Source organism: Methanosarcina sp. Kolksee (assembly GCF_000969945.1).
In the GTDB taxonomy this organism is placed as follows: domain Archaea; phylum Halobacteriota; class Methanosarcinia; order Methanosarcinales; family Methanosarcinaceae; genus Methanosarcina; species Methanosarcina vacuolata.
Genome location: NZ_CP009524.1, coordinates 3,981,273 through 4,002,881, shown reverse-complemented (window position 1 = coordinate 4,002,881; position 21,609 = coordinate 3,981,273). Strand labels below are relative to the sequence as shown.

Annotated in this window: 15 protein-coding genes; 8 read left to right on the top strand and 7 right to left on the bottom strand. The window is 37.7% G+C overall.

Translation table 11 applies throughout. The features are described 5' to 3' along the window. The first annotated feature begins 270 nt into the window (after nt 1-270). The 4 genes from frhA to frhB are packed head-to-tail and all read left to right on the top strand — an operon-like array spanning nt 271 to nt 3,862. On the top strand, nt 271-1,641 hold the full coding sequence (frhA, locus tag MSKOL_RS16400) for a coenzyme F420 hydrogenase subunit alpha (protein ID WP_048157746.1): 1,371 nt from the start codon (nt 271-273) through the stop codon (nt 1,639-1,641). Between the two features lie 5 nt (nt 1,642-1,646). Beyond that, nucleotides 1,647-2,126: a coenzyme F420-reducing hydrogenase, FrhD protein gene (frhD, locus tag MSKOL_RS16395; protein WP_048122741.1), complete on the top strand. Its 480-nt coding sequence runs from the start codon at nt 1,647-1,649 to the stop codon at nt 2,124-2,126. 16 nt (nt 2,127-2,142) lie between these two features. Then, nucleotides 2,143-2,994: a coenzyme F420 hydrogenase subunit gamma gene (frhG, locus tag MSKOL_RS16390; RefSeq protein ID WP_231592293.1), complete on the top strand. Its 852-nt coding sequence runs from the start codon at nt 2,143-2,145 to the stop codon at nt 2,992-2,994. Then, a complete protein-coding gene (gene frhB, locus MSKOL_RS16385; protein WP_048157744.1) occupies nt 2,987-3,862 on the top strand; it encodes a coenzyme F420 hydrogenase subunit beta in 876 nt (291 codons plus the stop codon). Before frhG ends, frhB begins: the two co-directional genes overlap by 8 nt. 440 nt (nt 3,863-4,302) lie before the next feature. Here frhB and MSKOL_RS16380 read toward each other — a convergent pair whose 3' ends face one another. The 3 genes from MSKOL_RS16380 to MSKOL_RS16370 all read right to left on the bottom strand — a co-directional run bounded on the left by MSKOL_RS16380 (nt 4,303) and on the right by MSKOL_RS16370 (nt 9,985). After that, nucleotides 4,303-6,453, bottom strand: coding sequence for a hypothetical protein (locus tag MSKOL_RS16380; protein WP_048157742.1), 2,151 nt, complete (start codon nt 6,451-6,453; stop codon nt 4,303-4,305). A gap of 55 nt (nt 6,454-6,508) precedes the next feature. Further along, on the bottom strand, nt 6,509-8,218 hold the full coding sequence (locus MSKOL_RS18955) for a tetratricopeptide repeat protein (protein ID WP_052725572.1): 1,710 nt from the start codon (nt 8,216-8,218) through the stop codon (nt 6,509-6,511). 756 nt (nt 8,219-8,974) lie between these two features. After that, on the bottom strand, nt 8,975-9,985 hold the full coding sequence (locus tag MSKOL_RS16370) for a hypothetical protein (protein WP_048157740.1): 1,011 nt from the start codon (nt 9,983-9,985) through the stop codon (nt 8,975-8,977). 1,239 nt (nt 9,986-11,224) lie between these two features. On the opposite strand from MSKOL_RS16370, the gene MSKOL_RS16365 reads away from it, so the two are divergent. Beyond that, nucleotides 11,225-11,521 (top strand): nucleotidyltransferase family protein, encoded by a 297-nt coding sequence (locus MSKOL_RS16365; protein ID WP_048122734.1) that lies wholly within the window; start codon nt 11,225-11,227, stop codon nt 11,519-11,521. A gap of 134 nt (nt 11,522-11,655) precedes the next feature. Here MSKOL_RS16365 and MSKOL_RS16360 read toward each other — a convergent pair whose 3' ends face one another. Beyond that, nucleotides 11,656-12,012 (bottom strand): DUF86 domain-containing protein, encoded by a 357-nt coding sequence (locus tag MSKOL_RS16360; protein ID WP_048157735.1) that lies wholly within the window; start codon nt 12,010-12,012, stop codon nt 11,656-11,658. Then, complete coding sequence (locus tag MSKOL_RS16355) at nt 12,009-12,317, bottom strand: nucleotidyltransferase family protein (protein WP_048157733.1); 309 nt, start codon at nt 12,315-12,317, stop codon at nt 12,009-12,011. Before MSKOL_RS16355 ends, MSKOL_RS16360 begins: the two co-directional genes overlap by 4 nt. A gap of 484 nt (nt 12,318-12,801) precedes the next feature. On the opposite strand from MSKOL_RS16355, the gene MSKOL_RS21440 reads away from it, so the two are divergent. After that, nucleotides 12,802-12,933, top strand: coding sequence for a hypothetical protein (locus MSKOL_RS21440; RefSeq protein ID WP_255351943.1), 132 nt, complete (start codon nt 12,802-12,804; stop codon nt 12,931-12,933). A 1,303-nt stretch (nt 12,934-14,236) separates the two neighbouring features. Here MSKOL_RS21440 and MSKOL_RS20515 read toward each other — a convergent pair. After that, nucleotides 14,237-15,991 carry a PKD domain-containing protein gene (locus MSKOL_RS20515; RefSeq protein WP_052725570.1) on the bottom strand — a complete coding sequence of 585 codons (1,755 nt, stop codon included), beginning with the start codon at nt 15,989-15,991 and terminating at the stop codon, nt 14,237-14,239. A gap of 560 nt (nt 15,992-16,551) precedes the next feature. Beyond that, complete coding sequence (locus MSKOL_RS16345; protein ID WP_082091173.1) at nt 16,552-19,467, bottom strand: PKD domain-containing protein; 2,916 nt, start codon at nt 19,465-19,467, stop codon at nt 16,552-16,554. A 539-nt stretch (nt 19,468-20,006) separates the two neighbouring features. Here MSKOL_RS16345 and MSKOL_RS16340 point away from each other — a divergent pair. After that, on the top strand, nt 20,007-20,504 hold the full coding sequence (locus MSKOL_RS16340; protein WP_369799527.1) for a GerW family sporulation protein: 498 nt from the start codon (nt 20,007-20,009) through the stop codon (nt 20,502-20,504). A 112-nt stretch (nt 20,505-20,616) separates the two neighbouring features. Continuing rightward, nucleotides 20,617-21,588 carry a DUF2953 domain-containing protein gene (locus tag MSKOL_RS16335; RefSeq protein ID WP_048157731.1) on the top strand — a complete coding sequence of 324 codons (972 nt, stop codon included), beginning with the start codon at nt 20,617-20,619 and terminating at the stop codon, nt 21,586-21,588. The last annotated feature ends 21 nt before the right edge of the window (nt 21,589-21,609 follow it).

Sequence of the window (21,609 nt, the reverse complement as noted above, 5' to 3'; positions counted from 1 at the left end):
CTTCAATATAAAATCCGAGTTATAAACTGAAAAAAATATACATATTATTTTATTATCCTTCTTTATATTGATAGAAGGATTTATGTAATATCGCGTTTTCAACCATTTATCGTTATAAATCAAATATTTAATACACTGAGGTACTACGCGCTGGAGAAATTAAGAGGTTAACGTACTTCATGTACGAATAACTATCTTAGAATAATCGCACAGAGAGTGCCTAACCACGGTACAGCCTAAATAACACCGAATCGAAAAAGAGGCATACCATTGACGAAAGTTGTAGAAATCTCTCCAACCACAAGACTTGAAGGCCACTCCAAGCTTACCCTGAAGGTAGATGATCAGGGTATTGTTGAGCGAGGAGACTGGCTTTCTATCACCCCGGTAAGGGGTATTGAGAAGCTAGCCATAGGTAAGACAATGGAACAGGTCCCGAAGATTGCTTCTCGGGTCTGCGGTATCTGTCCCATTGCTCATACCCTGGCAAGTACCGAGGCCATGGAGGCTTCGATTGGCTGCGAGATCCCCACGGACGCAAAACTCCTGCGGACCATTCTTCATGCCGCGAACCGTATCCATAGCATCGCCCTGCACAACATCCTGATCCTCCCGGATTTTTACATACCGGGGACGGAAAAGAAGTTTAACCTGTTCGCCAACGAACAGCCTGACAGGAGTGTTATGGCAAGGATCGTCCGCATCCGTGAGATCGGACAGACTATTGGAGCCATCGCAGGCGGCGAGGCGATCCACCCCTCCAACCCGAGGATCGGTGGGATGTACCATAATGTGAGTCCCAGGGCAAAGCAGAAAATGGCTGACCTGGCAAAAGAAGGCCTTGTCCTTGCTCACGAGCAGATGGAATTCATGCTTGATGTCATCAGGAACATGCAGAACCGGGAGTTTGTCGAAGTCGCAGGCAAGCAGATCCCACTTCCCAAGACACTCGGGTACCACAACCAGGGGGTTATGGCTACATCCTCCATGTACGGGTCATCCAGTCTGGACGATAATCCCACATGGGATTTCACTCGCTGGAAAGAAACCCGGCCATGGGACTGGTACATGGGTGAGGTAACAATCGATCTTGAGGACCCGAGCTACCCGGTCGGAGGCACCACGAAAGTCGGCACCAAAGCCAACCCCCAGATGGAGGCCTGCACAGGTGTCCCAACCTACGACGGGCAGCCTGTTGAAGTCGGTCCGAGGGCAAGGCTTTCCACATTCAAGAACTTCGATGAGAAAGGCACCTTCGCCCAGCATATTGCCAGGCAGATGGAATACCCAGACTGCTGCTACACCATCCTCAAATGTCTTGACAACCTGAACACCTCGGGTAAGGTCCTTGCCGATCATATTCCTCAGGGAGACGGGTCCATGGGCTGGGCCGCGAACGAGGCTCCGCGTGGGACCAATATCCATCTCGCACGGGTGAAGGACGGGAAAGTGTTATGGTACGATATGCTTGTGCCCACAACCTGGAACTTCCCTACCTGTAGCCGTGCTCTGACTGGAGCTCCCTGGCAGATTGCCGAGATGGTCGTCCGGGCCTATGACCCGTGCGTTTCGTGCGCAACCCACATGATTGTGGTGAACGAGGAGGAAAAGATAGTCGCCCAGAAGCTCATGCAGTGGTGAAGTGAATGGAAACGCTGTACTCCGAGATCGTGGTGGCAGGCTGTGGGAACCCGCTCTTTGCGGACGATGGGTTCGGACCTGCAGTTGTGGAGAAACTCAAGGACCTCAAACTTCCAGAGAATATCACGGTTGTTGACGCAGGGCTAGGGGGTCCACATTTTGTTTTTACTCTTCTCAACCCTGAGTCCACAAAGACTCTTATCATTGTGGACATTGCGGACTTTGGAGGGGAACCCGGTGAGCTCAGGTGGCTCTCTGTTGACGAGCTTCCTGTGGGGAGCTACCGGGACGCCCACTCATGGGACCTGACCGAGCCGCTCCAGTACATTAAGGATGATATTCGGGTCCGTGTCCTTGCATGCCAGAAGAAATACGTTTCTGCCCCTGAAATGGTCATCGGGATTACAGACGAGGTAAAAAGATCCATTCCAGACGCTGTATCCGAGATACTGAAGGAAATCGGAATGAACTATGGGACTGCTTAACTCCGTCACGAAAGCCATGGGCGGCGAAGCAAAGCCTGCTCAGGTTGCGATGGAGAAGAAGGCGGAAGCTACAAAGGAGAAAAAACCAGTGACAAATAAGATCAAGATCGGTCATGTACACATGAGCGGCTGTACCGGCTGCCTGGTGTCCCTGGCCGACAACAACTTGGGACTCATCAAGATCCTGGACGACTATGCCGACCTCGTATACTGCCTCACTCTTGCTGACGTTCGGCATATACCAGAGATGGACGTGGCGCTCGTTGAGGGATCGGTCTGCCTCCAGGACCATGAATCCGTGGAGGACATAAAGGAGACTCGGGAGAAGTCCAAGATCGTGGTAGCCCTCGGTTCCTGCGCATGCTACGGGAATATCACCCGGTTCAGCCGCGGCGGGCAGCACAACCAGCCACAGCACGAGTCTTTCCTCCCAATAGGAGACCTTATTGATGTGGATGTCTACATCCCTGGATGTCCCCCGAGCCCGGAGCTTATAAGGAACGTCGCTGTCATGGCGTACCTGCTCCTTGAAGGAAACGAGGAACAGAAGGCTCTTGCAGGCAAGTACTTGAAGCCCCTTATGGACCTTGCGAAGCGCGGCACTTCCGGATGTTTCTGCGACCTTATGTACGACGTGATCAACCAGGGCCTCTGCATGGGCTGTGGCACTTGCGCTGCATCCTGTCCAGTGCATGCGATTACTCTTGAGTTCGGGAAACCTCAGGGCGAACGTGACCTCTGCATCAAGTGCGGTTCCTGCTATGGCGCCTGCCCGAGGTCGTTCTTCAACTTGGACGTGATTCCTGAATTTGAGAACATCAGCGAGATAATTGCTAAAGCGCTTAAGGATGGTGAGAGTGATGATTGAAGATCCGTATCTCGGCAAATACGTGACATGTGTTTCGGCACGGAGCACGGACAAAGAGATCCTCAAGAAAGCTCAGGACGGCGGAATCGCCACAGCTCTCATGGTCTATGCCCTCGAAGAAGGGTTCATCGACGGAACTATTGTTGCAGGCGAGGGTGACAAACCCTGGCAGCCAAAGCCGGAAGTTGCGATGACCCGCGAGGACATCCTCAAGGCACGAGGAACAAGATACAGCATCAGCCCCCAGATCTCCTGGCTCAAGGAAGCAACCAGGTCTTTTGGCCTCGATAAGGTCGGGGTCACCGGTGTCTGCTGCCAGATGCAGGCAGTGAGGAAGGCTCAGCTTTATCCTATCAATATGCGGGATGTCCCGGGCAAGGTTGCCTTTACAGTAGGGCTTTTCTGCATGGAGAACTTCCCGTACAAGTCCTTGCAGAGCATTGTCGAAGACCACGCAGCTCAGAGCCTCGGCTCCGTGAAGAAAATGGAGATCACGAAGGGCAAGTTCTGGGTCTATACCGAGCGTGGGAACGTTGCCACTGTTCCACTCAAGGCAACCCACAAGTACGAGCAGCCAGGCTGCCATGTTTGTCTCGACTATGTTTCTAACCTCGCCGACATTTCAACCGGCTCGGTCGGAAGCCCAGATGGCTGGTCTACGGTTTTCATCCGCACCAAAGTAGGGAACGAGATCTGGTCCAAAGCAGTTGCTGCGGGTCTGTTCGAGACGAAACCCATTGAGGAAGTCAAACCCGGTCTCGATCTCCTAAGGAAGCTCGCGAAAGAGAAGATCGACAAGAACCAGAAGACAGTTGAGGAGCGCAAGACTTTCGGCGTCAACAAGGGGCTACGGAACCCTTACGCCTAAAACTCCTCTTTTTCGTCAGCGAAGCTATTGTGTTAGCTAAGCTGAATACGGGGATGGGATTGATTCTCATCCCTGATTTCTGATTTCACTGTTTTATCCTAATATGATTTAGTAAATTCAAATAATAGTGGCATATTCAATGAGAAGTGGAATATGAAAAAAATGTTAAAAAGTTCGTGTTTATTGAAAAATATTCAAAATAATGATTAAAAAATAAGTGATTTTTGCTTAAAATCCGAACGTTCTACGTTATAAAGTTCGTATGTTCGAGTATACTGTAAAATTAGATTTTTGAAACGGAACCTAAATTTTTACTTGTTTCAGTGATTCCTCTCATTTTTTTGCAACAGAACCAGTTTAATCATTCACCCATCACGGTAGAAGCTTTGCATCTAACAAATAAAAAGTGGAGCTTTAGAGTGCGAAAATTTATTAAAAAATCAAACTCCTATCAATGGACTACAATAATAAATGATAATGGAAACTACTACAAATATTGATGCACATAGAAAATATCCTCTATAGTTTTTTAAGTTCGATATTTCACGTATTCCTGAAAATAATTCATCCCAGTAAACTGCTACAAACGGCCAGAATAAAACTATAATTGAAATAAATAGCCATATAAATGATCTTGAATCCATGTATAATTTAATATAGTTATACATATTTTCAATAATTTCCGTGATGGTGATTAATCCAGATAAGTAATACATAATATAACGGCATAATTCATACATTAAAGCCATAAATAATTGAAATAAATCGGCGACTGGATAAAGCAAAAGGTATAAGAAAATACTTTTTTTCTCATAATGGTGAGTAACCATCCAGCGCCTTAAAATATTTGGAGGATGGAATATTAGATCAAGGAACCATATTTTAAATGAATTCTTTATTTTCAGTTTTCCTATTAATTTTAAAGATTCTTCGGTAGAATTTGTATTTGATGCTAGCATAAATCTATCAGCATTAAGTTCCACAGCCCACATACCTATGATAGGAAGAGTAAAAATCGATGCCGTTTGGAAGAATAAGACAAACAATAATAATATCATTTCTACTATGAATAAAATTAATTGACTGATCCAATTTGAGACTAAAGGTAAAGAAGGAAATATTACAGTAGCAAAAAACAAAACCATTGGAATGAGTAAAATTAAGGTCGTAATCATTAAAGAGTGTCTAAGAAATGCTACGAAGAAACTATAAATACCCAAAATTAAAGCATCTCCGTTTCTATGATGCCCAATCTCATGTAAAAGTACTTTTTGAGATCTTTCTTTGTCAATGCGCCAAGATTTTATAAATTTCCCAAAAATTGCTATGCCCGTCTTACGATAACCAAGCGGATAGATGAATACTTCTTCACTTTGGCTTAGTAGGTTAGTTTTGATTTGAAGATTTGGATCATGAAATTTAAGAAAATCTTCAATTTCTATTATTGCAGGAATTTTCATATAATTTTCAGTTAACTTATATTTTCTTTCAACATAGTATTTGCGCCATTGCGGAAAAACAACTGAAAAAATACCTAAAAATAGAATCAAATGAAGAATTAATTCTGTTATACCAGGGAGTAAAAGCAAATAAAAAAAGTTAGTAGTATTAGAGTTAACTGGGTAAGTCAAAGAAAACAAATTTGAGTAATTCCTCTGAAATCTTCCTAACAAAGAAGGAATTGAATAAAGGTAAAAGGCAAACCATAACCATAGCCAAGGAGGTAGAACCTGACATCCCTCCCATTCCGATAACGTCTTCAGTATGGGAAAAAGATTAGTTAAATCAAGTATTTGGAAAGTAGATTTTAATGAAGTCTTTATAAATAAAATAGCTTGAGTCATTATCTGGTTTAAGATTAAAAAGACTTTTTTAAATTTCTGTCTAAAAATAAAATTAGTTGAATTGAGTATTTGAAAAGTAGATTTAAATGAAGTCTTTATAAAAAATATAGCTTCAATCATTATCTGGTTTATGATAATAAAAATTTTTAAAGTCTGGTCGGCAGAAATACTATGGCCTTTTATTTCACTCTCGGGTGCATTTTCATTTTGATTCTGTAACTCTGCTACAAATGCTGCAGAAGTGGGAAGATATTCTAGCAATGAAATAAGAACATTTATAACAATCTCGTTACTCTCTTCCTCAGTAACTCTAGAAGTCTTTAATACTGATGAAAAAATGTCAAAAACCCTAATGAGAAGTTTCGAGTATTTTTCTGGAAACTTATTGATTTTTTCCGGCATCTCCTGCTTATCATATGTTTCTAAAAAATACTTAAAATCTGAGAGGTAACTATCATCCATTGATAATATTTGGAGTATATAAGGAGAGGATAAAGCTATGCTTTTAAAAATGAGTGGATAAATCAATCCAGTGTTATCAATCCCCACGGTCTCAAGCTCTTCTCTATCTTGGATAAACGCTTCTATCCAAATAGACACTAATTCTCTCTCTGTAGCGACTGTTTTTTCTACAATCTCCTCGAAAAGTTCTGTTATATCATTGATATATTTTAGAGGCGCTAAATCAGGTTGATCATAGACTTTAGCTTCGTCAATTTTTACGTCCAAATCAATTAGTGCGTCCATAATATTCCCAATCTGGAAGATAGCTTTTAATAGAAATACAAAAGTATTAACAGTATCAGGAGAGAAATGTCTTTAATATAAAATCAACAGCTATTTTACTGACTATTGAAATTAAAATGGCTCCCGAAGCATACAAGATCCATTTCTTAATTCTATATGCGTAATCCAGTTCATTTGTCAACTCAGATCTTTCATTTTTGGTATAAGGCAATATATTGTTCAGATATTTATCCATTTTATTAGCTGAAACTTCAATTATACTTTGGAGAGGGCCTTCCATATTATTTACAATTTTATATAATTGCTCTACACACTTTTTAGAATCACTGTGCTTCCCATGCAAATCTAAAGCATTATATTTATTAAGACTTTCTATACATTCCATTAATTTCTTTAATGATTCAACAAACTGCTCTCCTTTACTGTACTTTCCTTTACTGTGCTCGTTATATATCTTCTCAGAAGTTTCCAACTCTTCACTCCAACTCTTTAATATATCATCCATCTTAGATAATTCATCTCTCCGTGTTATCATTAAAACCATGTGATCAATCATATCACAAAGACAAGACATTGTAGAAGAGCAAGCAACACAAACTTGATTATTTTTTGGCGATACTTGAGCTGCTTTTTCATAACATTTAGAGGCACTTTTAATACAATCTATTATTCTCTCGAATTTTTCAAGTTCATATGAGTGCCTTTTCAAGATTCTCTTTAAAGCATCTTTATAAAAGGGAACTTTAATCTCTACTTTTCGAATTTTAGATCTCCCAAGAAGTGTATACCCTTTTGTCAAAGAAACATCCTTTAATTTATCTCCTGCTTTATTACCTGCTTCAATATATTTACTCCCAGATTTTTCAGCAAAATCACCACTTTTAATATATTTTTTAAGTTTGTAATGTTTGTTTGATAGTTCTTCATAAAGCCACGCAAGAACAAGGCATTCTTTGACGTAGTCTCCTTTTTCTTTAAAAAGATTGGAAGCAATTTCCATTTTTTCAATGGATTTCTCCTCTAAGCCCATAGACAACAAGAGTAAACTGTAAGCAATGTGGCTGTTAGGGTTATTGCCATCTATATCAATTGCAAGCTTGTATTGTATCACTGCTTCTTTCCTACGTTTTTTTTCTACTAAGAATACCCCGTAATTATAGTGTGTATTGACATGCTTTGGATCTATTTTCAGAGCAATTTTATATTGTTCTTCAGCTTCTTCCCAATGTCCTATTTGTTTCAAGAGAAGACCATAATTTGAACGTGTATTAACGTTGTTTGGATTGATTTCTAGAGAAAGCATAAACTGCTCTTTAGCTTCTTTTATGCGTCCCATTTGTTTAAGGAGGTGAGCATAATTTGAACGTGTATTAACGTTGTTTGGATTGATTTCCAAAGCAGATCTATAGTATTTTTCAGATTCTTTCCAGCGTCCCAGTTCTGCCAAAAGAACGCCATAATTATAATGAAAAACTGCATTACTTGAGTCAATGCCTAAAGCAAATATATAGTGTTTTTCGGCTTCCTTCCTACGTCCCGTTTCTACAAGAAGAAGACCATAATTTGAGTGTATAGCTGCATTTTTGGAGTCTATTTCCAGAGCAGTCTTATATTGTTTTTCAGCTTCTTCCCAACGTCCCAATTCTTTCAGAAGAAGAGCATAATTTGAGCGTATAGCTGCATTAGAGGGATAGTTTTCCAGAGCGATTTTATACTCTGTTTCGATTTCTTCCCTACGTCCCTTTTCTTTTGGGGAATTATCCACGCTATATACACCCTTAGGATTGTATCAACTATTATACAAACAAAATAATTAGCACTTAAATAATTTGAACTTATGTTTCTTTTGAGATAATTGAATAAAAATTATTAGATAAAGTAACAGTACTTAGGACTCAGCCTAGTTACAGCAAAGCTGTCATAAACTGCAAAGTCAATATGTTATATCTATTAATAACATATCGACTTGCACTTAGCGAAAAAAATTCGTAGTTTGATATATATTTAATTTATGAAAATGAGACTCTGGTCCAAAATCTAGTGATTTTTGTATTTTTCGATTGAAATCATGAACTTGCAGGAAGAATTCGTTCTTCAATCAAACTCAATATTTGATATCGAAAGACTTCCATCGAGAGGACGTATTTAATGGATTATAACCAATTATAAAATCTAGTGATTTTCAATTTCACGTTTATCACTGGATTTTGGTACTGAGTCGAAAATGATTTTTTTCGATTTTATCCTGAAATAATCTCGCCTCAAAACGGTTTATTGATATCAATTTTGATTTTAATAGAAGTACCAGTAAGCAAAAAAACCGACAGTCGTCTGGTTTTAATAAACACTATGACACTTTGAGGAAATATTATATAAAGACAATTTAGTAAAATTGCACAAATGTGCACTTTATAATTAAATATAGTGAAAAATGCACAAAATAAACCGAATAACAGGAACGAGCGTATGTTTCCTCAGTATAAAAATAGATAAAAGAAAGCTATAATAAACAAGAATTTTCTTAAATCTGATCTTTATAGAAATCTTTTAACATGTCATATATTATTTCGGAATTTTCTGAGATATAAAACAAAGAAGGCTGTTTGTATTTTGTTATAAACTCGCTATACAATTTTAGTCTTTCGAGGTTAAGTAGTTCAGACAATCTCTTAATTTCTGGAAAACCTTCTTTACTCCATATCTTATCTGCTTTACTTATACACTCTTTTAAATCTATAAAAAATCTTCTTTCGTCAGGGGACTCGAGGTCTTTAAAAATGTCGTGGTTTATGAAATGTTCCAATAAAATATTATCAGGTTTTATATCTAAATCTTCATCAATTTCTTTATATTTTGTATATGCTTCCTCTAATTCCTTTATCATTTCATCTGTCTTTATTTGAAAATCTTCAAATAGCTTAAGGAAAACCTCTTTAGACATATGTCTTTGATATGTCTCAAAAAAAGGCGATATTTGGTAATTGGGGTTTACTTCTTTAGACATTTCTAAAAATTTCTTAACATGATATTCATAATTTATAGTTTTTATGTATCCTTCGCCTTTAAGGTAAATTTTTATGGCTTTTTTCTTTAATCCATAATAATCATTATCGAGAAATGCATCAAACAGAGACACAGACAAAAGTAATTTAATATAAAAATCTAAATTTTTTATTTTCTCTAGGCTATAACCACGCTCATCAAAAATAATTATTATTGACTTTTCATATGCATTTATTCTTATATTCGGAAACTCGCGCATTATATTTTCTAAATGGTTGATTTTCGTTATATCCCAATAATTAGACTTACCTTTTTTCACATTTGGAAGCTTCTCAATACATCCCAATTCAAGCAAGCTGTTTAGGTGTCTATTTGTCGTGCTCTGATTGATTTCTTTGAATCTGTCTTTTTCTTTGAATTTTGCCAATATTTCAGATTCGCTTATCTTTCCCTCATTTTCAAGAATTAATATAATTGCGTTCTTCTTGATTTCATTTTTTTCAAAGTGGTAATTTCCTTTTTCGTCCATATAGCTACAATATAGCTATCAATACTTAAGCTTTATGCAATCAATTGCATTGTCTATAGCCTTGAAAATGCGATTATAAAGAAAACGTATTTATACTTATATAACCTTTAGATTTATATGCAGACTTTAGTAAGTCTCGGTTCAAAACGTTTAATAAAAGTCGGTGGCTCATATTGCTTGCCTATTCCTAGTTTATACATTCAAAATATGAACACGGTAAAGGGTACAGAATTCAATATTGAATTGCTCGACGACAAATACTCAAAAAATAGAATAAAGAACAAAATAAGATGACTATAAGAACATAACTGAAGTTCCAGTACTTTAGGAAGTTTCTTATTACAAATAATTTACCACCTATCAGGTATAAGTGGAAAATAATACCATTTACAGTAAAAATATAACAAAAGGAGTGTGAAAACCAGAAGTTAAACAAAGTCAAAAGTTACAAGAACGGCCATTCTTGTAACTTAAAGACTCTGAGACAGGAAGCATTACATAATCAATGCCATATTGTTGTATATCTAATATTATACGGTAAACTACATGAAGTTTACTGTAATCCTGGAATAGTTGTTGGTAATTGCTGGAATCTAAATTTAGAAGTTGATCTTCCTTTTTTCAGAGTAGTATAGATATTGAGAACAACAATGAACAGGAGAAAACATGAAATTAGTTGTAGAACTTCCAGATGAGATATTATTAACCTGTATCGTAGAAGTCCTTATTTTAATTTCTTGGCTTTACATTCATGGATTAGCAAATTAATTAGGACTTTTTCAAGTGAATTTTATTCACTTGATTTTTAAGTTAAACTGCAGATTTTATTAGTGTATCCTAAATTATTTCGCCTATTCAAGGATACAGGCATAAGTTGTAGAATTAGGAAAGTACACATGTTTTTGTATGATCCAACTTTGAATACGAACTTTTTGATATAAAATGTTCGCATTCTCGAGTAGTGTACAAGTTTTTAAAGCTATAAATCTCAAGAAGTCATTACAATAGCATAAAAATTGACAAAACAAAATTATTCTAAGAGTCCATCCCAAAACTCAAAATTTGCTTCTTGGACCTTGTATTTTGAGTAATCAATCAAGTTCATGATCATGCAAAAAAATTCTGAAAACTTCTGGAGATTAAGAATAAAGGAGGCTTTTGGGATAGGCTCTAAGACAAAACAAGTGTCTCTCTTTCATCAGTATATGTTTAAATTGTAACAAACGAAATTATGCTGATATGGAGAGTGCTTCCCAAAATAAAGAGTTATTCGAAAAAATATCTTCGTTCCTCAAGAAAGAAGGAGCAACAAAGGTAGCTATTTTTGGCTCTTATGCAAGAGGAGAAGAAAGACCCGAAAGTGATATCGACGTTCTTGTAGAGTTTTCCGAAACGAAAGGTCTGCTCACTATGGTTAGAATTGAGAGAGAACTATCTGAGTTTCTTGGAGTAAAAGTCGATTTACTAACCGAAGGGTCGATAAGCCCATACCTTATTGAAGGAATTAAAAAAGAAGCAAAAGTGATCTCTGCATGAGAAAAAATGACTCGATTTACCTTAGCCACATCCTCGATTTTTATTTCTGAAGTAATATGAGTAAAATATAAACAGCTTTTACAAACGTAAATTCTAAAAAAGAGTCCTATTGTACCCCATATTAAGAAATTAACTTAATCCTTTTCCTTTTCGTCTAGAATTTTTGTTATTAAAGGCTTCAAAGAAGGAGTGTCTTCAATTGCCGTATCCCAAACAACCTCAAGATCAACACCAAAATAACCATGTACTACTTTGTCTCGAAACCCGGCCATATATCTCCAGGGAACTTCAGGATACTTAATTTTTAGTGAATCCGGCAAATTTTTTGTTGCTTCCCCAATGATCTCAAGAGCTCGTACCACTGCATATATTGTTTTTTTATCCTTAGAAAACTCTTCAAAATCAAATCCTTCAATAAAATTTTCTATATTTTCAATTGACTCAAGTATGTCCACTAAAAAATCTATAGGATCTCTTTTCTCTGCTTTCATAGAGTTTTTACCTCATTTAGGATTCGCTTTCCTATGTTAGGTTTAAGTGCACTTTTCATTACTAAATCAACTTTTATCCCTAAGAGATCACTTAGATAGTTTTCTAGTTCAATGTATTTTAAAAGTCCTGGTTTCTTATCAAATTGTACTAGCACGTCAAGGTCGCTATCTTTGGTCTGCTCTCCACGAATATAAGATCCAAAGATCCCAAGATAATTCACACTATACTTTTCTTTTAATTCAGGCAGATGTTGCCTTAATACCTTGATAAAGTACTCTGAATCTCTTAGCTCTTGAGAAAGCATTGTCTATTGAGTCCTCCAAATATTTTACACACAAATAATGGCAAAGCAGTGAATTTGCAATTAAAGAGGATATGCATAGTATATATTTGTCATTTTCTCTAATCGATATTATACCTACCTTCTTTAAAATAACTTTATTAATATTTTAATAATCATGTTACTAAGAACTATCGATCAAGATCAGGGAAAGAACATGGTAGTTTTCAGGAAAATCACTTCATTTTCTTGCCTGATCTCTGTTAGTTCTTGATTTAGTTTTCTACAAGATTGTTCTGCGTACAGAAGTAATAGTTTATCAAGCTGATCTGGCCTGCCTTAGTGAATTTTCCCTCTACCAGGACCTGTGCCACACAGACTAGATGCTCGCCTGCCTTCTTTTGTGATTGGGAAAAACGAAAGAATTATCCTAGTATATCGATTCTCAAATATATGCATAATAATAAAATAACTACAGTTTATGATGCAAATATTATTTTAAAGTCACATGGAATTTTGTAACACGGAAAACGCAGTCGGTCACATAGTGATTCGATCTGGATATTACAACCACGGAAAACACGGAAAGCATGGAAGAAACACGCCTTTACTACTGATTTCCGTGTCTTCCGTGCTTTAAATACAGAGATTATACTAATGTAAAAGCCGGTGAACAATTCCTCATTTTAGCCGGATTAAAATTCCCCAATTTCCAATCCTCAAGAATGCTTGAGGATTATAAATAATGCTGAAAACGGAGAGTAGTGCCGGTTCAAGAAAAATACAGTCGTTTTCCCGGAAAACCACTGAAGTTTAGCATATTTCGTCGCCTTTTGTTGTATCATTCACTGGACTTTCGAATGGTTTTGAATCTGCGAAGTCATTTTGGGATAAAACAAAGGGATTTAAACAGCGAAATAATTTTGGGAGAAAACAATGTCAAATTAAAAGCATAAATGTAATAAAGAAAATGAAAAAATTGAAAGAATTAAAGATGGACATAACTAACTATAAAAACTAAAAGCGGTGTTTATTTCTTCCTTATACTTTATTATACTTTATTAGTTTCATAAATTTGTTAACTTTATTATAGTTTGAGTATCTCCAGGCAAAAAGCTTACAGCTGAAGAACAAAGTTGCTACACAGATAGACATAAACAACAATGCACATACTGAGGTTTGTATTTCAATTGGTGACGTCTTAGTTGCTCCTATTTGCCTTCATATGATATTAAAAACACGTTTATGTAACATCCTTTTTAACATTTTCGGTACGTTTCGATCTTTAAGAATTTTGGACCTATTTTAGTACCTACGCCGCCGTTTTAGGCAGTTCGGGAAAAATGATTTCAATTCCAATGATAATGGCTCCCTATCTTGAATATTCTCATTTTTCCGGATTATTTCGGCTCTTAGTCATTTTCTATGGATAAGATGATTTTTAATTCCAGACCGTATTGTTTTTAATGAGTACATTACAAGAATATCCATACAAAACAACGAAGAGCCATTATTTCTTTCTCTCTGGAAGGGTTGCAGTTTCTGCAGATAATCATTTGCTAGGGGATTTCAACCTCGATTTTCTCCTTTTTTGTTAGCGGGCTATGATGAGTGTAATGCCCTTATCTATAGTAAACCGCAGCGCTGGCTAATCGGGCGCGAGTTCAAAAAATCCCTATTCCTTCTACTCAAGTTTCTCCATGATCTACTCTTCTCCGAATCCTTCACATGTCAAGGCCGGTGAATGATTTCTCATTTTCCATGCAATAGGAATTTCTGTATTTTTGTCATTAAATTATAGCGTTAATAGCGATTTTCCAGAGGTTAGAATTGCAGAGAATTCAGCAACTGGTTTTGTTACAACTATTATATACTTTTTATTTACTTTTTATTTACCTTTTATATAATTTTCATATACTTTTTATATAATTTTCATATACTTTTTATGTAGTTTTTATGTATCCTGTTTTTGTTACCGTGCTACGTCCTGCAGTATTCTTTACTGTTAAGCTAACAGTATAGGCCCCTGCCTTTGAATACTTATGAGTCGGATTCTGTATGTATGACTTTGATCCATCTCCAAAGTTCCATATCCATCCAGCAGGTATTCCTGTGCTTTTGTCAGTAAATTTAACGTTTAATGGTGCTTTTCCGGATGTAGGAGACCCCGAGAATGAAGCAACTGGTTTTGAGATCACTTTTATATATCCTGTTTTTGTTACCGCACCACGTCCTGCAGAATTCTTTACTATTAAGCTAACAGTATAGGTTCCTGCCTTCGAATACTTATGAACCGGATTCTGGAGGTATGACTTTGATCCATCTCCAAAGTTCCAGTACCAGAAAGCAGGTATTCCTGTGCTTTTGTCAGTAAATTTAACGTTTAATGGTGCTTTTCCGGAGGTAGGAGATGCAGAGAATGCAGCAACTGGTTTTGATATCACTTTTATATATCCTGTTTTTGTTACCGTGCTACGTCCTGCAGCATTCTTTACTATTAAGCTAACAGTATAGGCTCCTGCCTTCGAATACTTATGAGTCGGATTCTGTAGGTATGACTTTGATCCATCTCCAAAGTTCCAGTACCAGTAAGTAGGTGTTCCTGTGCTTTTGTCAGTAAATTTAACGTTTAATGGTGCTTTTCCGGATGTAAGAGATGCAGAAAAGTTTGCCTTAGGGGCTGTCTCCGGTGGAAAGACCCTTTCCATTCCAGGCTTCATATTGCCATCTTTGTCCCATACTCCCCAATGAGCACCCTGGGGGCCTTCATGAACGCTTTTCCATGTTTCGTCAAATGCTTCAAAGTAAAAATACTGAATGTTATTCTTACGTGCCCATGAGACAGAATCATTTAAGTACCTGGCAGAATTTTCAGGTGATGGCACAGCATCTCCAATCGTGTTTCCTGCGCTGGGCCATCCGGTTTCTGAGACTATTACTGGTTTATTCTTTGCATTCTTAACTAAATTCTTATAGCGACTATCCTGAACTTCCATTGCTTTATCAATGCTGATACCTTCCCAGTAGGGGTAACTATTATACATGATAACATCGCACTCATCCATTACCTTAGGGTGATTCAGAAGTTCGCTATATGTATCAGCTGTTGTAACATTAATACCGGCGGGCACTGACTGTTTAACACGCTGGATATATTTAATAAGCTGATCTTCTGAAAGATCATTTCTTAGCAGCGTTTCACTGCCCACTATGGCTAGATCAACATTACCGGCCTTAGCTTCATCGATAAGTTTACTTATCTGTCTCTCATTGGCCTCAGTATCTCCACTAAGCCATGCACCAATTGCAGTCTTGAGCCCCATCTCATGAGCCACTGGGCCAGAATACTCCAGACCGTTTTCCGTCCCATAAGTTCGTATCCACTTAGTATATGGTGCTATTATTTTCATACGATTCGTGATTTGATTTTTATCTATCTGAGACCCATAATCTGGACTTTGTCCATCCATATAGGGGCTAAAATTTATTCCATATACCTTATTGATATTCTGTGCTGATCCCAAAAATTGAGTTGAAGATTCAGACTGAGTGTCGTTGCTTTGTTCCTCTGTAAAAGTAAATTGTTCTTCTTCTAATTTCTCGGCAGCTGCCGATACCGTAGAAGAAAAGAGAATTAATGCTAAAATTAGAATTGCTGAGGCTAAGGCTACTGAGTTCAGTTTTTTGTTAGCTTTCATTTATCCTGTATCTCCATCTTTCATTTATTTTTCATATAAATTATGTTAATAATCTGAACTCTTTGTCAATTTTTAAAATTTTCTCTTTCGAGTATCACTTCGTAATAATTTTTTTAATTAGAACGGCTTGATCTAAGAAAGAGTCTGAATGAAGCAAATCAGCATAGAAACACAGGTATTTCAGCACAAAAACGTCAAGCTAAGATAGTGGCAATATCATATTAGCTAAAATGAGTTACGTCAAAGACTATGGATTAAAGTCCCGTTTTAAACAGTTAACGATTTGTTGCGGTTGATTTTTCAGTTCAACTGCGTAAGTCCTAAAGGATTCGATTTTGAAATCGAATCCCTAGGATATTCCATACGAGTATATCCTCTCGCATGGTTCGATAAATAAGCCCCCACTCCTCTTTGCCTTCAGGTATTTTTATCTACTTTTAGATTTCAAGCTCATTTTTAGATACTTGACATCCATACATGACTTTTGTGCTACTGCCTTTTGCATCTTTACCTGAGACTGAAGAGCCCCAGGAGATTTACAATCGTTTTCAAAGTTGTGGTCACTTTGCTACTTTTATATAATTTGATTTAGTTTTTGTACCACTTCCTGCTGCATTTGTTGCTGTAAGTTTAACCGTGTAAGTTCCTGCAGCTGAATATGTGTGTGTTGGATTCTGTTCTGTTGAATCTGTCCCATCTCCAAAATCCCATTCCCATGAAGTTGGAGATCCTGTGCTTGTATCCGTAAATGTTGCATCTAGTGGTGCTGTTCCTGAGAGTGGAGATACCCAGAAATCTGCAACAGGCATTTGTGAAGTTTCGGTCAGCGTTTGCGAAGTTTCGGTTAGTGTTTGCGATGTTTCGGTCAGCGTTTGTGAAGCTCCTGTTACTGTAATGTAATTTGATTTGGTTTTTGTACTATTTCCTGCTTCATTTGTTGCTGTAAGTTTAACCGTGTAAGTTCCCGCAGCTGAATATGTGTGTGTTGGACTCTGTTCTGTTGAATCTGTCCCATCTCCAAAATCCCATTCCCACGAAGTTGGAGATCCTGTGCTTGTATCCGTAAACGTTGTATCTAGTGGTGCATTTCCTGAAAGTTGAGATGCCCAGAAATCTGCAACGGGCATTTGTGAAGTTTCGGTCAACGTCTGTGATGTTGCTGTTAACGTTTGTGAATTTCCTGTTACTGTAATGTAATTTGATTTGGTTTTTGTACTATTTCCTGCTTCATTTGTTGCTGTAAGTTTAACCGTGTAAGTTCCTGCAGCTGAATATGTGTGTGTCGGACTCTGTTCTGTTGAATCTGTCCCATCTCCAAAATCCCATTCCCATGAAGTTGGAGATCCTGTGCTTGTATCCGTAAACGTTGCATCTAGTGGTGCTTTTCCTGAGAGTTGAGATGCCCAGAAATCTGCAACAGGTGTTTGTGAAGTTTCGGTCAGCGTTTGCGAAGTTTCGGTTAGTGTTTGCGAAGTTTCGGTCAGCGTTTGTGAAGCTCCTGTTACTGTAATGTAATTTGATTTGGTTTTTGTACTATTTCCTGCTGCATTTGTTGCTGTAAGTTTAACCGTATAAGTTCCTGCAGCTGAATATGTATGTGCTGGACTCTGTTCTGTTGAATATGTCCCATCTCCAAAATCCCATTCCCATGAAGTTGGAGATCCTGTGCTTGTATCCGTAAATGTTACATTTAGTGGTGCTTTTCCTGAGAGTGAAGAAGCCCAGAAGTCTGCAACAGGTGTTTGCGAAGTTTCTGTCAGTGTTTGTGACGTTGCTGTTACTGTAATATAATTTGGTTTTGTTACAGTGTTACTTCCTGCTGTATTTGTTGCTGTAAGTTTAACCGTGTAAGTTCCTGCAGCTGAATATGTATGTGTCGGACTCTGTTCTGTTGAATCTGTCCCATCTCCAAAATCCCATTTCCATGAAGTTGGTGAGCCCGTACTATTATCAGTAAAGTCAACGGTTAGTGGAGTCTTTCCTGAAGTTGGAGATGCAGAAAGTGCAGCAGTAGGAGTTGAAGACGCAAAAAGTGCAGCCGTCGAAGTTTGCGAAGTTCCTGTCACTTTTATATATCCTGTTTTTGTTACCGCGCCACGTCCTGCAGCATTCTTTACTATTAAGCTAACAGTATAGGTCCCTGCCTTCGAATACTTATGAACCGGATTCTGTATGTATGACTTTGATCCATCTCCAAAGTTCCAGTACCATGAAGCAGGTATTCCTGTGCTTTTGTCAGTATATTTAACGTTTAATGGTGCTTTTCCGGAGGTAGGAGATGCAGAGAATGCAGCAACTGGTTTTGATATCACTTTTATATATCCTGTTTTTGTTACCGTGCTACGTCCTGCAGCATTCTTTACTATTAAGCTAACATTATAGGCCCCTGCCTTCGAATACTTATGAGTCGGATTCTGGAGGTATGATTTTGATCCATCTCCAAAGTTCCAGTACCAGTAAGTAGGTGTTCCTGTACTTTTGTCAGTAAATTTAACGTTTAATGGTGCTTTTCCGGATGTAGGAGATGCAGAAAATGCAGCAACCGGCTTTGTCGACTTGGGCTTATAGACAACTAGAGGAAGATTGTCAGAATAGATGCTGCCTGCTATGTTTTTATATGCAGAATCGGAAATTCCGTCTCTATCGTTATCTACTGCAGTATTGGAAAATCCTGTACCATTGGGTTTTCCCCAGAAGTTGCCTCCTATGTAAGGGCCGCCCACAATATTAGTACCTGCGGTTTTTTTAGTGTTATAGGAATTTCCGATTCCGTTTTTAATAGTCATATTGGTGTCATTGAAATAATTGTTGTAGATCTTGTTTGTGTCACTTTTGCCACAGATATAAAACCCATAAATATTGTTGTTTTGAACGGTGTTGCCTGAGAGTGTGTTACCGTCAGAGTTGCCAATATGGATCCCACGACCATTATTAAGGGCTATATTTCCTGAAATGGTATTGTCTGTAGCAGTCCCAAGTACAATTCCATATTGTAGATTATTTGTAGCCGTGTTCTTTGACAGCTTGTCCCCTTTGGAACGCAGGAGATAGATTCCATAACAATTGCTCAAAAGTTTGTTATTCTCGATTACGCAGTTACTGCATGAAGATAGACAGATTCCTGAATAGCCGGATCGGGTTGCTCCTACAGCCTTAAGTCCAGATATCTTTATGTTGTCTCCCTGCAGGAGGAACACATTAGCCCCTGAACTTTTGGCTTTAATTATTGTGTTATCAGGATTTCCTGATTTTGACCGGATTGTAAGATCATTTTTAGTTACTATGATATTTTCAATATAGGTTCCGGGATTTATAGTAATTATATCGCCCGAAGACGAACTATTTACAGCAGTTTGAATAGAATCTCCTGGCTGCACTATAATCTCAGTCGCAGCTCCAAGACTTGATATTAATGCTAATATGAAAATAGCTACTAACAAAGTGTTTAATTTTTTTATTTTAATTCCTCCGTCCATTAAAAGAAGCTTAGGGTGAAACTTTCATTGTAAATAAGTGGAGTTTACACTGAATACCTACATAAATGCGCGAATGAAAAAGTATTTTCTTATTCAAAGAATTTGTTCATCTTTTATAAGACTCCTTATGTAAATTCCATTAATTGAGCTGGAATTCAAATAATAGAATATAAATATACTGTATTTATGTTAAATTGAATAAATCAAAAATTTAAAAATATTGCCTATGTAATTTATATTTATTGGGATAATCCATGTCACTTAACTTAATAGAATATCTTATTTTATATTGACTTATTTTCATTAATCAAAAAATAAAGATCAAGTATTCATTACATTCAAAAAAGGGAGGATTAAACTTAAGTTGCCCACGTAAAAGAACAATAGCCTTTGAAAACGATAAAAATAAGTTGGTCCCTGAAATTAAAACGGGATTTAAATTCTCAGGTGCAGAATTACTCAAATATGATTAAGCCCAAATTTAATGTATCTAAAATTAGATTAAAAATAAAAAATGAAAAACTTTATCATCGCAATATATGAAACGATATACAAAAGGGGATGAAAAATTGGGTGTAGAAGCCACTATTAAAGAAATTGCAGGTGAACTTGAGAGAATTGCGACTACAAAAACCGTAGTGGGAGACCCGATTACTGCTGCTGGGAAAACAATTATTCCAATTTCAAGGATTGTAATGGGTTTTGGAGCAGGTGGAGGAGAAGGCAAGAAAGACACTGAGTCGGGATATGGCGGAGGTGGAGGGGCAGGCGCGAAGATAGAGCCTGTGGCATTTATTATGCTTTCTGAAGAAGAAGCCAGAATCTTCCGGCTCTCTGAGCGAAGCGATGCAGGTTCAATCCTTAGCTCAATTCCTGATCTTGTGCCTGAGATTATGGACAAGCTCAAAGGCATGAGAGGCAAGAACAAAAAAGACGAAAAATTGCAGGAACAGGAAGTTAAAGGAACAGAAACTCCGGAAAAGGAAACTGTAGAAAGAACCGAAGTCAAGATTGAAGAAGAGGGCTGTTCCCACTAAAGTTTCCATCGAATTTCTGGAACTAAAACCTATATCAGGGACTTCCAGGGAATGGAATAAGTATGGTTTTTCAGGATAGTCAGGACTATCCTCTTCTCCATAACCTATCAATATGCTGGTAATCACTGTTCTTCTGCTGGTTTTTCTGTTGATTTTATTTGTACTTTTTACAGCAATAGGTCTCACTTTCAAGCTTAAGGTCCTGAGTCTCGAAGAAAAGAAAGAACTTAGAGGCGTATTCACTGTAAAATGGCTGCTCTTTTCCCATACCTTCTCCATAGAGGAACCTGGAGAAAGCGAAAGTTTTCCTGAAGAACCGAAGAAATCGGATGAAGACAAAACAGTAAAAGGGAAACAAAGTGAGATCGATCTGAATAACACGGAAAAAGTACGAGTCACTATAGAACCACAGGATAAGGCTGAAGTGAAGAAAAAAAGGGAGGTTGAAGAAAAAGAGGTCGAAGAGAAGAGAATAGAAATGGGTGAGGGTGAAGAAAAAAGAATAGAAGATAGTGAGAAAAAAGAAAAACGAACAGAAGTAGGGGAGGAAAATGAAAAACGAACAGAAGTAGGGGAAAGAAAAGAAAAACTAACAGAAGGGGACGAGAAAAAAGAAAAATGGGGTATAATTTCAAAGATAAGAGGGAAGAAGAAGCCCGAGATTGAAGAAGCTCCAGAAGAAATGACCCCCAGAGAAATGCTTCACTGGGGCCTGGAAGCATTCAGATCTCTCAGAAAACCGCTATTTCGCCTATTTTCCGATTTGCTTAATGGGATAAAAATTAAACGTCTGGAATCTAATGTGACATTTGGCCTTTCCGATCCAGCAGACACGGGCATGCTCTGTGGGCTTTTACATTCTATTGCGGGACTGGCCTACAGCCGATGCAGGCACTGCAGTTTTTCCATTAATCCTGTGTTCATGAATCCGATGATGGATTTCAGGGGGGATATTGAAATCCGTGTAAGGGCATATTCTCTGATTTTTCCAATGCTTAAATTCATGTTTAACAGGAAAACTTTATCTTTTACTTATTCGATTATTAAGGAAAAACTTTGGGGGAAACGAAAGTTTAGCTCCTGAGCTAACGGAAGTTTAATTCCT

Coding starts and splice junctions, on each gene's coding strand:
- MSKOL_RS16345 (WP_082091173.1), bottom strand. CDS start 19,467: ATGGACGGAGGAATTAAAATAAAAAAATTAAACACTTTGTTAGTAGCT.
- MSKOL_RS20515 (WP_052725570.1), bottom strand. CDS start 15,991: ATGAAAGCTAACAAAAAACTGAACTCAGTAGCCTTAGCCTCAGCAATT.
- MSKOL_RS16335 (WP_048157731.1), top strand. CDS start 20,617: ATGCTGGTAATCACTGTTCTTCTGCTGGTTTTTCTGTTGATTTTATTT.
- MSKOL_RS16355 (WP_048157733.1), bottom strand. CDS start 12,317: ATGCTTTCTCAAGAGCTAAGAGATTCAGAGTACTTTATCAAGGTATTA.
- MSKOL_RS16365 (WP_048122734.1), top strand. CDS start 11,225: ATGGAGAGTGCTTCCCAAAATAAAGAGTTATTCGAAAAAATATCTTCG.
- MSKOL_RS16360 (WP_048157735.1), bottom strand. CDS start 12,012: ATGAAAGCAGAGAAAAGAGATCCTATAGATTTTTTAGTGGACATACTT.
- MSKOL_RS16380 (WP_048157742.1), bottom strand. CDS start 6,453: ATGGACGCACTAATTGATTTGGACGTAAAAATTGACGAAGCTAAAGTC.
- frhG (WP_231592293.1), top strand. CDS start 2,143: ATGGGCGGCGAAGCAAAGCCTGCTCAGGTTGCGATGGAGAAGAAGGCG.
- frhD (WP_048122741.1), top strand. CDS start 1,647: ATGGAAACGCTGTACTCCGAGATCGTGGTGGCAGGCTGTGGGAACCCG.
- frhB (WP_048157744.1), top strand. CDS start 2,987: ATGATTGAAGATCCGTATCTCGGCAAATACGTGACATGTGTTTCGGCA.
- MSKOL_RS16370 (WP_048157740.1), bottom strand. CDS start 9,985: ATGGACGAAAAAGGAAATTACCACTTTGAAAAAAATGAAATCAAGAAG.
- MSKOL_RS16340 (WP_369799527.1), top strand. CDS start 20,007: ATGAAACGATATACAAAAGGGGATGAAAAATTGGGTGTAGAAGCCACT.
- MSKOL_RS21440 (WP_255351943.1), top strand. CDS start 12,802: ATGGAATTTTGTAACACGGAAAACGCAGTCGGTCACATAGTGATTCGA.